This is a genomic window from Roseitalea sp. (assembly GCF_984466335.1).
This window is the reverse complement of sequence record NZ_CFIFWG010000091.1, coordinates 1-12,459: the sequence shown is the minus strand read 5'-3', so window position 1 is coordinate 12,459 and position 12,459 is coordinate 1. Positions and strand designations below refer to the sequence as shown.

The following is a 12,459-nucleotide window of genomic DNA, read 5'->3' as shown; positions in this document are numbered from 1 at the left end:
CTCTTCGAGCGCCTCCTGGACCAGCTTTTCGGATTCATTGTCGAGCGCCGATGTGGCCTCGTCGAGCAGCAGGATCGGCGCGTTGCGGACGATGGCGCGGGCGATCGACAGGCGCTGGCGCTGCCCGCCGGACAGGGTCACGCCGTTTTCGCCCACCGGCGTGTCGTAGCCTTGCGCCTGCTCGACGATGAATGCGTGCGCGTTGGCCTGTCCGGCGGCCGCCTCGATCTCGGCATCGGTGGCATCGGGCCGGCCGTAGCGGATGTTGTCGCGGATCGTTCCCTCGAACAGACAGGGCTGCTGCGACACGAACGCGATCTGCCCGCGCAGGGAGGCCAATGTCACCTCCGAAATGTCCTGGCCGTCGATCGCGATGGCGCCCGCATCCAGATCGTAGAAGCGCTGCAAGAGCGCCGTGATGGTCGTCTTGCCGGCGCCGGAGGGGCCCACGATCGCCGTGGTCTTGTGCGCCGGCGCTTCAAACGAAAGGCCGTGGAGGACCATCGTCCCGTCGCCGTAGGAGAAATCGACATCCTCGAACGCGATCGCGGCCTCGGTCACCCTCAGCGGTTCGGCACCGGGCTTGTCGCGCTGGCGTTCGGGCATGTCGAGGATTTCGTAGATCATGCGCGCATTGACCATCGCCTTTTCGAGATTGACCTTGAGTTGGCCGAGGCGTCGCGCCGGATCGGCGGCCAGCAGCAGCGCGGTCAGGAAGGCGACGATCGTTCCGGGCGGGCGGCCCTCATTGACGGCCCGAAACCCCGCATAGGCGATCACGCCCGCAACGGCCAGGCCGGCGAATATCTCGGCGGCCGGGTTGACGCGTTCGGTGATCGCGGCCAGCCGGTCGGCCTTCTTGCGCGCGTCGGTGATGATCGTGTCGATCCGTGCCCCAAGCTGTTCCTCCATCGTGAACGCCTTGACCACGGTGATGCCCTGCACCGCCTCCTGCATCGTGCCGACGACGCGCGCGTTCAGTTCGACAGTTTCGCGCACGACGCCGCGGATTCGCGCCGAAATCCATGCGATGGCCAGCACGAGGACCGGGGCGACACCAAAGACGATCAGCGACAATATCGGGTCCATCGTCACCATCACGACGAGCAGGCCGATCAGCGACACCAGATCGCGCGCAAGGCCGGTCAGGGTCAGCGAGAGCACATCGCGAATGCCGTTGACGTTCTCGGCGATCCGGGCCGCAAGGTGTCCCGAGCGCGCTTCGGTGAAATAGCCGACGCTCAGCTTCATCAGCTTGTCGAAGACGCGGGCCTGGTAGCGGGCGACCAGATCGTTGCCGATCCGCGCCAGCACCACCGCCTGCACATACATGGCAAAGCCACGCACCAGGAACACGGCGACCACCGTGCCGGCGATGACGAGGATCAGATCGCCGCGTTGACGCACGAAGATCTCGTCGACCACATCGCGCGTCATCCAGGCGATGATCGCGGTGGTCAGTCCGATGACGATCAGGCAAACGATGGTGACGGCATAGGAACGCGCATAATCGCGGCCGTTTTCGGCAAGAATGCGCTTGAGAACCGCGACGACGCCGCTCGGCAGGCTGGCGTTCGGGCTCGTCTGTTCGGGCTGCTGGCTCATCGCGCGGGCTATAGCCCATTCACCCCGCCAAGGACAGCGCGCCCATTTCAGCGCGCCCAGTGCCGGTTTTCGAGCGCGACGCCAAAGCGCGAGGGCGTGCGCGCATAGGCGGCAAGCCCCTCCATCGGGGCGCGGTCGTGCAGGATCGCGAAGGCGGGTATCCCGCCGAGCAGCGCCTCGTGCGGGGCCTTGTTGTCGAAGCCGGCGCGGAAGCGCGCCGCGTTGAAGAAAGGCAGGATCTTCTGCGTGATGCCGCCGGTCAGGTAGACGCCGCCGCGCGCCATGAAGACGAGCGCCAGATCGCCGGCGACGCGTCCCAGATATTCGGCGAACAGGTCGAGCGCCTCCACCGCGTCCGGATCGCTTTTGTCCCGGGCGGCCCGCGTCACCTCGGACGGATCGATAAAGCGCGGCGTGCCGCCGTTCGCCATGGCGACCGCCCGGTAGAGATTGACCATGCCGCGCCCGCATAGAACCTGTTCGCCCGAGACACGCCCGCCGATCCGTTCGATATGCGCAAAGACGGCGGCGTCGCGCTCGGTCTGCGGGCCCAGATCGACATGCCCCCCCTCGCCGGCGACGGGAATCCAGGTGCTGGCGGCATGCACGAGCCCGGCCACGCCCAAGCCGGTGCCGGGGCCGATCACGACGCGGTTCGCCGCCGGATCGCGCGCGCCCCCGCCGATGCGCCGCAGCCGGTCGTCCTCAAGCGCCACGACCGCCAGGGCCTGCGCCTCGTAATCGTTGAGAACGACGATCTCGTCGAAACCCAGTTCCTCGATCATCCGGCGCGGACGGACGACCCAATCATTGTTGGTCAGATCGATCGCATCGCCATCGGTCGGCCCGGCGATGGCGAGCACGGCGCTGCGCGGCATCAGCGAGGTGCGGTCCAGCACATGGGCCTGGACCGCCGCGTCGAGACTGTCGAAGTCGCGCGTGCGGATCGATTCGAACGCCTTCGGCTCGGCATTGGCGTCGATCAGAATGGAAAAACGCGCATTGGTGCCGCCAATGTCGGCGATCAGGATCGGAAAGGGCAGGACGAACGGGCTGGAAGAGCTAGGCATGGGCCGTTTCCATGTGCTGGGCCAGAAGCGCGTTGAACAGAATTGCGGCGATCCGCCCGGCGGCGGTGCCCGTCGCCGCCAGCCGGAAGCGCGATGGTGAGAGCATCGGACATGGCGGTTCAATCGATTTAGAGAGCGCGCCTTCCTTATCGCGTTTGCGGCGACCTTGAAAGGGAGGCAAGCACTTTTTTCACGCCCTGGGGCGCGATGCGCCAGATTGAAGGAACCTGGGAGATTGTTCGCCGAATCCTGCTATGGAGCGACCATGAACGCCGATCCGAACCGGCAAGCCGCAGGAAGCGGCCGACTGACACCGCGTCCGGCGCGGACCCGGCGCGGCCGGCTGTTCAGCTTCGCTTTCGCCGGCGGCAGCGGTTTCGTGATCGATGTCGGGGTCCTCTACCTGCTCATGGCGGCCACGCCGCTCGGCCCGTTCGCGGCGCGGATCGTCTCGATCGGCTGCGCGATGGCCTCGAACTATATGATCAACCGCATCTTCACCTTCGGCGCCAGCGACCGGCCCGTCATCGCCGAAGGCGCGCGCTACTCGTCGGTCGCGCTGGCCGGCGCGGGGCTGAACTATCTGATCTTCGCCGGCCTCCTGCTGGTCATGCCGGGCTTGTCGCCGTTCTGGGCGACCTTCGTCGCGGTCGGTTCCGTGGCGGTCTTTTCCTATCTGGGCTATGCGCGCTTCGTCTTCGCGCGCAAGGGCCGGGATGACGCGTCCTGACGGTCCAGTCGACATGGACGCACGTCACCGTCGACACGATGCCCCGGCGGTCACCGCTTCGTTCATGTCGGGTTGGCGCGGGCACGGATCTCGGCCAGCGTCCAGTCGCGCTTGAGGTCGCCGTTCTCCCAGACCGTTTCGAGCAGGTTCCCGCGCGCCCCCAGCTCCCTGAGCGGCACCGCGACGGGCGCGCCGTCCTCGATCACGACCGCCTGGCGATAACGCTTGGAGGCCTTGCCCGGATCGGTCTTGGGGTCCTTGGCGATGCCGTGCCACAGGCCGTCCGCGTCCTGGCGCGCATTGGCCTTCATCGCAAAGCGCAGCGTGTCGCGATTGACCTTCTGGAGCAGTCCCGCGCCCATGCCGAAGGCCAGGTTCTCGGCCGACCAGCCGCGCTCGGCCATCGCTTCTAAAAGCACGCGGATCGTGCGCGGCGTGATGCCGTCGCCCTGGATGACGCGCACGCAATCGGCCAGCACCCTGTAGCCCTTCCGGTTGACCCGGTAGCCGAAAATGTCGCCCAGCATCTCGATCGTGTCGATCGGCACGCGCGTCGCATCGCCCGAATCGGGCCGCACCACGAGCGTGCCGCCCATGGTCTCGACCTTCTCCTTGAGCTGTCCGCCCCAGATGCTGCGCACGGCGCGGAACAGGTCGTAGCTGTCGGAGACGACGGCGACCAGGCGGCCCGCGCCGCCGAACCGGGTGACCATGTTCTCGTAGGCGGCCGCCTCGCGCGCCTCGCCCCAGCTCGTCATGGTGGAATGCTCGGCTGCGGGGATGGAGAAGCCGGCCATCGACTCATGATAGAAACGCCGGCCATAGACCAGCCCGGCCACCGTATCGGTGCCCAGGAAATTGACCAGATGGGCGATACCGCCAAGGCCGGCCTGCTCGTGGCTGGTGGCCCCGCGCGCGCCGAAATCGTGCAGCCGGAAGGGCAGGATCGGACCGGGATCGTCGCAGGTGCGCTCCAGCGTTTCGGCGATCATCCGGCGCACATGCCAGGAGACCGTGGCGACCGTGGACGGATACCAGACCGCGCGCAGGAGCGCGGTCTCGATGAAGGTGGGCAGCCAGAAGAAGTCGGGATCGGTGTTGCGCAACTGGACCAGCGGCGTGCCGGCCGGCGCGACCATGCCCTCGGGGAGCGCCTCGATCGTCAGCGGCAGGAAACCGCCATGCCGGTCGATCAGCGCCTCCCACCCGGTACGGTTGAAGGGCAGGCCGTGCGCGGTGACCAGTTCCTCGGCCTCCTCGACATGGGCGCGCGTCACCGGCTGGGCCAGATATTGCTTCAGGAACATCTGAAGGCCGAAGAACAGCGTGTCGTCATAAGCGCCGCCGCGCCGCGATTCGATATAGGCCGAGATCGCCGCCGTCCCGGGCGGGTACTGCGCGAAATGCGAATATTTGTAGCTGTCGGTGTCGAGGATGAGGTTCATGGGGCACACTTTGCCGGTCGTGCGTCGATCGGTCTGGCCGAAATGTCAACAATGGTGGCGGGAAGCGGTGGCCTTTCAAGATGACCAACCCTAACCGTCTTCTTCCTGGTTTGCGACATCGACATGGGTTTCCCTTTACTTCATGCCCGGCCCGGCACGCCCCGCATTCATGGCCGCGCCCGTTCGCTGGCGGGCTCCCGTCAGCTGCCGCCCTTTCCGGCGCGGCGGGGCGTGCCGGCGCGCATGGCGAGCAGGCGGTCGATGCGCTGGCCGTCCATATCGACGACTTCGAGCCGCCAGCCATCGGCATCGACGGCCTCGCCGGTTTCCGGCAGGCGGCCGAGCCGGTCCAGCATCAGGCCGGCGAGCGTTTGGTATGAGCGGCCGGCGGGCAGAAGGATGCCCAGCATTTCGGCGGCCTCATCGACCGGCATGGCGCCGGCCAGCAGAAACGAGCCGTCCTCGCGCACAACGACGTCCGGCTCGGCGGGCCCGCTCTCGGAGACGAAGGCGCCCGCGACCGATTCCAGAATATCGGCCGGGGTGATGATCCCCTCGAAATTGCCGCGTTCGTCGCGCACGAAGACGGCCGGTATCTCGGCCGCCCGCAGGCGGGCGACCACATCCAGCGCCGCCGCATTCTCCGGCACGCTGTCGACGGGACGAAGGAGCGCGCGCGGATCGGGACGCCGGCCATCCAGCATGGCCAGCAGGATCTCGCGCGTCCTGACGACGCCTTCGGCGTGATCGAGGCTTTCGGCCGCCGCGGGCAGCAGCGTCCGGCGGCTCGAACGCAACCGGGCGGCGATCGCGTCCGCGGTGTCGTTCAGATCGATCCACTCGACCTCCATGCGCGGCGTCATCAGGCCGGCGGCGCGCCGGTCGGCCAGCCGCATGACCGAGGCGATCATGTCGCGCTCGCCGGTTTCGACGACGCCGGCCTGCTCGGCCTGGGCGATCAGCGACCTGATCTCCTCGTCGGTTATCCTCGGTTCGGGTTCGCCGCCGCGGCCGATCAGGCCCATGACGAGCCGCGTGGACGCATCAAGCACCCAGACCGCCGGCGCGGCCAGCGTGGCAAAAAGGGTCATCGCGGGTGCGACCGCGCATGCGATGCCTTCGGGGTTGCGCAGCGCCAGGGACTTGGGAACCAGTTCGCCGACGATCACCGACAGATAGGTCACCACAAGGATGACCGCGCCGAAACCGAGCGTCGCCGCGGTCGCCTCGGAAAAACCGAGCGGGACAAGAGCGCCAGCGGCGGTTTCACCGAATGTCTCGGCCGAAAAGGCGCCGTTGACGATGCCGACCAGAGTGATGCCGATCTGCACCGCGGACAGGAACCGGCCCGGATCGGCATGCAGCGCCAGCGCGCGCGGCGCACCGGCACGACCCCTCTCGTTGAGCGCCTGCAGCCGCGCGCGCCTTGAGGAGACCACGGCCAGTTCGGCCAGCGCGAACAATCCGTTCAGCCCGATCAGCGCCACGACGATGACGAGATTGACGGCCATCAGGCGATCACCTGGGACGGAAGCTCGACAAGCGGCGCGGGCTCGCCGTTGGTCTTTTCCTTGGACCTGCAAAGATCGGCGATCACGCAGGCGACGCAGTCGGGCTTGCGCGCCTTGCAGGTGTAGCGCCCGTGCAGGATGAGCCAGTGATGGGCGTGATAGAGGTAGTCCTCGGGGATCACGCGCATCAGGTTGGTCTCGACCTCGTCGGGCGTCTTGCCGGGCGCCAGGCCGATGCGGTTGGCGATGCGGAAGATGTGGGTGTCGACGGCCATGGTCGGAATGCCGAACGCCATCGACATCACCACATTGGCCGTCTTGCGCCCGACGCCCGGCAGGCTCATCAGCTCTTCGCGCGTTCGCGGCACCTGGCCGCCGAAATCGTCGATCAGCTTGCGCGACAGGGCGATGACGTTCTTGGCCTTGTTGCGCCACAGCCCGATCGTGCGGATATGCTCGCCGACCTTCGCCTCGCCCAGCGTCAGCATCTTTTCGGGCGTGTCGGCAATCTTGAACAGATCGCGCGTTGCGCGGTTGACGCCCGCATCGGTCGCCTGCGCCGACAGCGCCACGGCGACGACGAGCGTATAGGGGTTCACATGAACCAGTTCGCCCTTGGGTTCGGGCCGCTGAATGGAAAAGCGGCGGAAAATCTCGCGCACCTCGCCCCTGGCATACTTCGAGCGCAGCAGGCGTCTGGCCGGCTTTGCCGCCGTGCCGGCCCTTGGGGTTCCCGGCTTTTTCCCTTGGCTGACCGCCATACCCGCCTATAACCTTCCGCCATGTCCTTGACCGGCTCAGACATAGAACCCCCGCGCTCTGCCGAAAAGCCGGTTTTCGTGGCCGAGCTGTTTCCCCACCGCTCTTTGACGCCCGGCGGATTCGCCGTGCTGATGGGTGTGTTCGCGGCGATCTGCGCGGGCAACGCCATGCTCTATCTCGCGCTCGGCGCCTGGCCCGTCGCCATCTTCATGATCGTCGACGTCCTGATCCTTTATCTGGCCATCCGTTTCAGCTTCCGCGCCGGCCGGGCGCGCGAGCATGTCACGGTCACCCGGTCGGACGTGCACATACGCAAGATCGCGCCGAACGGCCGTCACCAGGATCACCACTTCAACCCGTTCTGGGCGCGCCTCCAGGTCGACCGGCACCGAGGAATCGGAATCACCGCCATGCGCCTGACCGGACAGGGCCGGGCGACCTCGATCGGCGGGTTTCTCAATCCCGACGACCGGGAGAGCTTTGCGAGCGCCTTTGCCGAGGCGCTGGCGACGGCGCGGCGTTAGAAAATGTTCGCAAAAAGTGTATGCAGCTTTCGGGAACTTCTCTAGGTTGTTGTTACGCATTAATCCGGTTGCAATGGCATGAGGCGATTTGTCTTGCCGGATCGCAAAATCCCGGCGCTCAAACGATTCCAGCCAAAGACCAACCGCTCTGGGGGGCAAATCGCTCATATCCTGAAGGCGCGCGCCTTGCCGATCACCGCCCGAAGCGCCTGATCGCCGCATCCAGCCGCAGGCGCAGATCCTCAAGCGCCTCGTCCGGCAGAACGTCGATGCCCGAGGCGAGCAGATTGGCCAGTTCGGTCGCCTTGGGCGAAAGGGCGGACGTGTCGATGGTCACGCGGGGGGCGGAGTGCATGGCAAGGCGCTGCAATTCGTCCGCCTCGTCCCAGATGATGTTCAGGCAGGCGATGATGCCCTGCACGAGGATCCAGCGCGGAGTACCGCGCCTGCCGTGTTCGAGGGCCGACAGATAGGCCGGCGACACGCCGATCGCGGCCGCCATCTGCCGCTGGGTCATGCCGCGCTCGGCGCGCAGCTCGCGCAGGCGCTCGCCGAACGGCGTCATGGCCCGCCGCCGTGCCCGTGACGGCGCGCCTGTCGCGGCTCGACCGGCTTGCGCAGGCGCACATAGAAGGCACCCTCGCCGCCATGGCCGCGCCCGGCCGCGCGCACACCGCTGACAAGGCTCGAAAAGGGCTCGCGGCCAAGCCAAACGGGCAGCATGCGCCGCAGGACGCCTTCGCTCCGCGGCGACCGGCCCTTTCCGGTGATCACCAGGACATGGCGGCACTGTCGGGCCCGCGCCTGCACCAGGAACCGGTGCAGCCGACTCATCGCCTCGTCCTGGTTCATGTGATGGAGGTCGATGCTCGCATCGATCGGCACGCGGCCGCGCGCCAGCTTGCGCCAGGCGGGCCGTTCGAGCGAGGCGAGCCCCGGCGCGGCCGCGCGCGCGCCCGGCGCGCCTTTCCCCTCCGGGCTGCCCGTGGCCGGCCGCGGCACGGTCGCCGCGAGCGGCGCCGGCGGGTTCCGCGGCGCGGCTACACCGTCGGCGAAGGCTTCGGCGACCCAATCCTCCCAGACATCCTGCTGGGCGGCACGGTGGCGCGCGCGGTCGAGCGGATTGACGGTCCGGGCCACCTTGTTCCACAGGATGCGGTCCTCAAGGCCCAACGGATGCGCCGCGCGCCTTGTTTTGCGATGCTCGGTCATGGGGTCCAGTATGCCGGCAAAGTGTCAGCCATGTCACGGGGCGCAAGGACCGTGAAGTCGCATGGCGACGTGACGGCGCCCGCCCGCGCGCCGGCACGGTCGCCGGTGCCAAAGAAGATATCGCCGCGCGCCGGACCGACGATCGCCGTGCCGGTCTCCTGCGCAATCATCAGGCGGCGGAACGCACGCCCGTTCACCCGGTCGGCGTGCACGAAGACCGGGGTTGCGAATGTGTGAACCAGCCGGTCCACGGCGAGGGACCGGCCCGCCGTCAGGGGAATCTTCGCCGCCGCCACGGGGCCGTCTGCGAGCGCGCCGGCCGGCGTTTCCCTGAAGAAGATGTAGGAGCGGTTCTCGGCCATCAGGGCGCGCGCGCGATCGGGGTGTTCTGCCAGCCAGCGCCGGATCGTCCGCATCGAAACCGCGCCGGGCTCGATCTCACAGCGTTCGGCGAGCAGCCTGCCGATCGGCGTGAAGGGATGGCCGGACTTGCCGTCATAGGTGATGCGGACCGCCGACCCGTCGGCGAAGGTCAGCCGCGCCGCGCCCTGTACATGGACAAAGAAGACATCGACCGGATCGGCCGCCCAGGCGATTTCAAGGCCAAGGCCGTCGAGCGCGCCCGCTTCGATGGCCGCGCGGTCGAAATAGTCGGCAAGCGTTCTATCGGCGCGCCGCCGCGCAAAGCGGAACGAGGGATCAAGGCATGCCGGCCGCGTGCGGCCATCGACCGCGACAAGGTCCGGCGGCCGGCGCAGGAAGGGGGTTTCAAAGGGCGGTGTCCTGCGGCGGGACGCGGCGAGCTCGGGCTCGTAAAAGCCGGTGACGAGGCCGCGCGCGCCGCCCGCATGGCTCAGACGGATCGGTGCGTAATGCGCCTCGAAGAAAGCGCGCGGATCGTTCCGCGCCCGGCCCGTCGCCGCCAGATCGGCCAGCGCGAGAAGGCGCCCGGGAGGCGAACCGAGGCGTCCGGTCCGGTAGGCTTGGCCCGGTGGCTTGAGCGCGTGGCGCGCCAACGCGGCCAGCGCGGCGCCGTGATCGTCCTGCGGCCAGCCACACATGTCGGCAAAGCCGACCAGCTCAAGACGCCACATGGCCGGCCGGCCTCCGGGCGGCCTATTCGTCCGCTTCGGTCGCTTCGAGCTTCCAGTCGGGCGAGTCCGAGCGCATATCGCGCTTGAACGTCCAAACATCCTGAACCTCGGCCACCGCGTCCGGATCGCCCTCGATGATCGCGCCGCCCCTGTCCCTGGTCGCCGAAACGAGCTGGCTGACAACGGACACCGTGACGTGGGCATCCTGGCCGCGCAGTTGCGCGCCGACGATCGCGATCGTGTCGATGCCGACGAAATTGGTCTGAACGGTCTCGCCTCGCGCCTCGCGCTCGTCGAGCGCCGATTCAAAGCCCTCATAGACTTCGCCGGACAGGAGGTTGCGCAGCGTCTTGCGGTCACCGTCGGCAAACGCCATGACGATCATCTCATAGGCCATCTTGGCGCCGGCCAGAAACTCTTCGGGCCGGAAATCGGCAGACGCGTCGCGAATCGCCCGCAGGCCCTTGTTGGCTTCGGTGTCCGGATTGACGATCTTGTCGATGTCCCCATAGAGTTCGACGCCGTCTGCGCGTCCGGGCAGCGTGATCACATTGTCGGTCTCGCCCGCCTCGTCGCGAACCGCTTCCTCTCCGCGCCGCGCATAGGGATCGAGCGGCGGACGCTCATGGCCGGTGCGCCGACCCAGCACGTTTCGCAACTGCAGGAAGACGAAGACGGCCGCGACCACGAAGATCAGGGTGACAATGTTGGAGGAGTCCATAGGGTAACGTTTCCGTCTGCGTTCGGTGCTTGTTCCATGATCGTGATATAGAACGCGAGCCGGCATCATTCAAACCGGGAACAGGCACGCTTACATGTGATCGACCGACATGTTCAACCAATTCGGACACGCACAATGCCATTTTCGCTGATCCCGTTCGCGCTGCTCGCCGTTCCGCTTCTGGAGATCGCCGTTTTCGTGGTGATCGGCGGACAGATCGGCCTCTTTGCGACCCTGGCCCTTGTCGTCCTTACGGCGGTCGCGGGCTCGATCCTGCTGCGCGCGCAGGGTTTCGGCCTGATCGAGCGGATCCGGACCGAAGTGAAAGCGGGGCGCGTGCCGGCCCGCGAACTGATACACGGCGTCATGCTTCTGCTCGCCGGCGCCCTGCTGCTGACGCCGGGCTTCGTGACCGATGCGGCCGGGCTGGTTCTGTTCGTTCCGCCGTTTCGCGACACGGTCTGGGCGTTCCTGCGTAAGCGGACGATCGTCTTCGAAGCGGACGGAACGGCGCAAGGGCCGGATGGCGCGGGCTCGGGCAGGCGGGACGGGCGCACCATCGATCTTGATGAGGACGACTATGCGCCCGCGCCCGATCCGAACACGCCCTGGGGCGAGGAACCGGCGAAGCGGGACGGGCGCACGGTTTCCCGCCCGGATTGACGGTTCGGGCGTGCTTGTCAGGTGGGGGGCACCATGCTAGGCGACCGCCCAATCGATCCTGCGGCGCCCCAGCGCCCATTTCCCATATACCGAGAAGGCGAGGCGATGGCGGACGAAACCGACAAGAAGGAAGGCGGTGCGGCGGCGGGCGCGACAGCGAAGACGGCCGGCAACGGCCAGCAACCGCAGCTCAGCGTGCTGACCCAATATGTCAAGGACCTGTCGTTCGAAAGCCCCGGCGCGCCGCTTTCGCTGCGTCCGCGCGAAAAGCCCCCTGCGATCAACATCAATGTCAACGTCAACGCCAATCCGATGGGAGAGACGGACTATGACGTCGTGCTGACGCTGACGGCGACGGCGAAGGACGGCGACAAGGTTCTGTTCAATGTCGAATTGATCTATGGCGGCGTCTTCCGCGTGGCCGGCTTCCCCAAGGAGCACGTGCTCCCCGTCGTCTTCATCGAGTGCCCGCGCATGCTGTTCCCGTTCGCACGCCAGATCGTCGCCGAATGCACCCGCAATGGCGGTTTTCCGCCGTTGATGATCGACCCCGTCGATTTTGCGCGCATGTTCCAGCAGCGCATCGCCGAGGAGCAGGCCAAGCAGCGGGTTCAGGCGTCCTAGGACCTGTGGGGCTCAGGAAGGCATGCGCCAAAGGGGCGTATCGCCCAGAGACGTCAGCATGCGTTCATGCGCGTCGGCTTCCTGGGCGGTGAGCCTGGGCGGAAGCGGCTTGGGGCGCGCGCCGATGCGCGCCGCCTCGCCAGAGCCTGCTCCCCGAGCCGAGCCGGAGCCGGTCTGGGCAGGCTCGACGGTCAGCCCAAGCGCCGCCTGCTTGCCGCCACACAGTTCGATATAGACCTCGGCGAGCAGCTCGCTGTCGAGCAAGGCGCCATGCTTGGTGCGGTGCGAATTGTCGATGCCGTAGCGATTGCAAAGCGCATCGAGCGAGTTCGGCCCCATTGGATGACGCCGCCGGGCAAGGGCGAGGGAATCGATCACGCGGCCCGGATCGACCGGCGGAAAGCCCAGCCGCGCGAATTCGGCATCGAAGAAGCCGACATCGAAGCCGGCATTGTGCGCGACCAGGCGTCCATCGCCCACGAATTCGAACCACTGGTC

At 67.2% G+C, this 12,459-nt stretch carries 14 protein-coding genes; 4 read left to right on the top strand and 10 right to left on the bottom strand.

The window, feature by feature from the left end; all coding sequences use genetic code 11:
• Both AC5E6L_RS09625 and AC5E6L_RS09620 read right to left on the bottom strand, forming a co-directional pair.
• A partial coding sequence (locus AC5E6L_RS09625) for an ABC transporter ATP-binding protein (protein WP_491772889.1) occupies window positions 1-1,605 on the bottom strand: 1,605 nt, incomplete at its 3' end.
• Between the two features lie 47 nt (window positions 1,606-1,652).
• Entirely contained in the window at window positions 1,653-2,675 is a 1,023-nt protein-coding gene (locus tag AC5E6L_RS09620; protein ID WP_491228449.1) for a glucokinase, read from the bottom strand.
• Between the two features lie 265 nt (window positions 2,676-2,940).
• On the opposite strand from AC5E6L_RS09620, the gene AC5E6L_RS09615 reads away from it, so the two are divergent.
• Entirely contained in the window at window positions 2,941-3,405 is a 465-nt protein-coding gene (locus AC5E6L_RS09615; RefSeq protein ID WP_491228450.1) for a GtrA family protein, read from the top strand.
• Between the two features lie 62 nt (window positions 3,406-3,467).
• On the opposite strand, the gene AC5E6L_RS09610 is transcribed toward AC5E6L_RS09615, so the two are convergent.
• The 3 genes from AC5E6L_RS09610 to nth form a co-directional block, all read right to left on the bottom strand.
• Complete coding sequence (locus tag AC5E6L_RS09610) at window positions 3,468-4,850, bottom strand: nicotinate phosphoribosyltransferase (protein WP_491228451.1); 1,383 nt, start codon at window positions 4,848-4,850, stop codon at window positions 3,468-3,470.
• 200 nt (window positions 4,851-5,050) lie between these two features.
• Window positions 5,051-6,361, bottom strand: a complete 1,311-nt coding sequence (locus AC5E6L_RS09605) for a hemolysin family protein (RefSeq protein ID WP_491772887.1) — start codon at window positions 6,359-6,361, stop codon at window positions 5,051-5,053.
• Window positions 6,361-7,122, bottom strand: coding sequence for an endonuclease III (gene nth, locus AC5E6L_RS09600; protein ID WP_491229094.1), 762 nt, complete (start codon window positions 7,120-7,122; stop codon window positions 6,361-6,363). The genes AC5E6L_RS09605 and nth overlap by 1 nt, the downstream gene beginning before the upstream one ends.
• A 21-nt stretch (window positions 7,123-7,143) precedes the next feature.
• On the opposite strand from nth, the gene AC5E6L_RS09595 reads away from it, so the two are divergent.
• Entirely contained in the window at window positions 7,144-7,647 is a 504-nt protein-coding gene (locus tag AC5E6L_RS09595; protein WP_491229093.1) for a DUF2244 domain-containing protein, read from the top strand.
• A gap of 193 nt (window positions 7,648-7,840) precedes the next feature.
• Here the strand turns inward: AC5E6L_RS09595 and AC5E6L_RS09590 are convergent, their stop codons facing one another.
• From AC5E6L_RS09590 to AC5E6L_RS09575, 4 genes are read right to left on the bottom strand one after another with little or no spacing between them, the layout of a single operon-like run.
• Window positions 7,841-8,212: a helix-turn-helix domain-containing protein gene (locus AC5E6L_RS09590; RefSeq protein WP_491229092.1), complete on the bottom strand. Its 372-nt coding sequence runs from the start codon at window positions 8,210-8,212 to the stop codon at window positions 7,841-7,843.
• Entirely contained in the window at window positions 8,209-8,859 is a 651-nt protein-coding gene (locus tag AC5E6L_RS09585) for a Smr/MutS family protein (protein WP_491772884.1), read from the bottom strand. The genes AC5E6L_RS09590 and AC5E6L_RS09585 overlap by 4 nt, the downstream gene beginning before the upstream one ends.
• On the bottom strand, window positions 8,856-9,953 hold the full coding sequence (gene mltA / locus AC5E6L_RS09580; RefSeq protein ID WP_491772882.1) for a murein transglycosylase A: 1,098 nt from the start codon (window positions 9,951-9,953) through the stop codon (window positions 8,856-8,858). The genes AC5E6L_RS09585 and mltA overlap by 4 nt, the downstream gene beginning before the upstream one ends.
• Window positions 9,954-9,975: 22 nt before the next feature.
• A complete protein-coding gene (locus AC5E6L_RS09575) occupies window positions 9,976-10,674 on the bottom strand; it encodes a Tim44/TimA family putative adaptor protein (protein ID WP_491229089.1) in 699 nt (232 codons plus the stop codon).
• Window positions 10,675-10,809: 135 nt separating this feature from the next.
• On the opposite strand from AC5E6L_RS09575, the gene AC5E6L_RS09570 reads away from it, so the two are divergent.
• Both AC5E6L_RS09570 and secB read left to right on the top strand, forming a co-directional pair.
• A complete protein-coding gene (locus AC5E6L_RS09570; protein WP_491229088.1) occupies window positions 10,810-11,337 on the top strand; it encodes an FxsA family protein in 528 nt (175 codons plus the stop codon).
• 105 nt (window positions 11,338-11,442) lie between these two features.
• A complete protein-coding gene (gene secB / locus AC5E6L_RS09565; protein ID WP_491229087.1) occupies window positions 11,443-11,961 on the top strand; it encodes a protein-export chaperone SecB in 519 nt (172 codons plus the stop codon).
• Window positions 11,962-11,973: 12 nt separating this feature from the next.
• On the opposite strand, the gene AC5E6L_RS09560 is transcribed toward secB, so the two are convergent.
• The coding region (locus AC5E6L_RS09560; RefSeq protein WP_491772880.1) for an exonuclease domain-containing protein at window positions 11,974-12,459 on the bottom strand (486 nt) is incomplete at its 5' end.

What these genes read in the sequence shown, in the direction of transcription:
- AC5E6L_RS09570 (WP_491229088.1), top strand. Translation starts at nt 10,810, where the DNA reads ATGCCATTTTCGCTGATCCCGTTCGCGCTGCTCGCCGTTCCGCTTCTG.
- AC5E6L_RS09575 (WP_491229089.1), bottom strand. Translation starts at nt 10,674, where the DNA reads ATGGACTCCTCCAACATTGTCACCCTGATCTTCGTGGTCGCGGCCGTC.
- AC5E6L_RS09620 (WP_491228449.1), bottom strand. Translation starts at nt 2,675, where the DNA reads ATGCCTAGCTCTTCCAGCCCGTTCGTCCTGCCCTTTCCGATCCTGATC.
- AC5E6L_RS09615 (WP_491228450.1), top strand. Translation starts at nt 2,941, where the DNA reads ATGAACGCCGATCCGAACCGGCAAGCCGCAGGAAGCGGCCGACTGACA.
- AC5E6L_RS09610 (WP_491228451.1), bottom strand. Translation starts at nt 4,850, where the DNA reads ATGAACCTCATCCTCGACACCGACAGCTACAAATATTCGCATTTCGCG.
- AC5E6L_RS09585 (WP_491772884.1), bottom strand. Translation starts at nt 8,859, where the DNA reads ATGACCGAGCATCGCAAAACAAGGCGCGCGGCGCATCCGTTGGGCCTT.
- AC5E6L_RS09605 (WP_491772887.1), bottom strand. Translation starts at nt 6,361, where the DNA reads ATGGCCGTCAATCTCGTCATCGTCGTGGCGCTGATCGGGCTGAACGGA.
- nth (WP_491229094.1), bottom strand. Translation starts at nt 7,122, where the DNA reads ATGGCGGTCAGCCAAGGGAAAAAGCCGGGAACCCCAAGGGCCGGCACG.
- mltA (WP_491772882.1), bottom strand. Translation starts at nt 9,953, where the DNA reads ATGTGGCGTCTTGAGCTGGTCGGCTTTGCCGACATGTGTGGCTGGCCG.
- AC5E6L_RS09590 (WP_491229092.1), bottom strand. Translation starts at nt 8,212, where the DNA reads ATGACGCCGTTCGGCGAGCGCCTGCGCGAGCTGCGCGCCGAGCGCGGC.
- secB (WP_491229087.1), top strand. Translation starts at nt 11,443, where the DNA reads ATGGCGGACGAAACCGACAAGAAGGAAGGCGGTGCGGCGGCGGGCGCG.
- AC5E6L_RS09595 (WP_491229093.1), top strand. Translation starts at nt 7,144, where the DNA reads ATGTCCTTGACCGGCTCAGACATAGAACCCCCGCGCTCTGCCGAAAAG.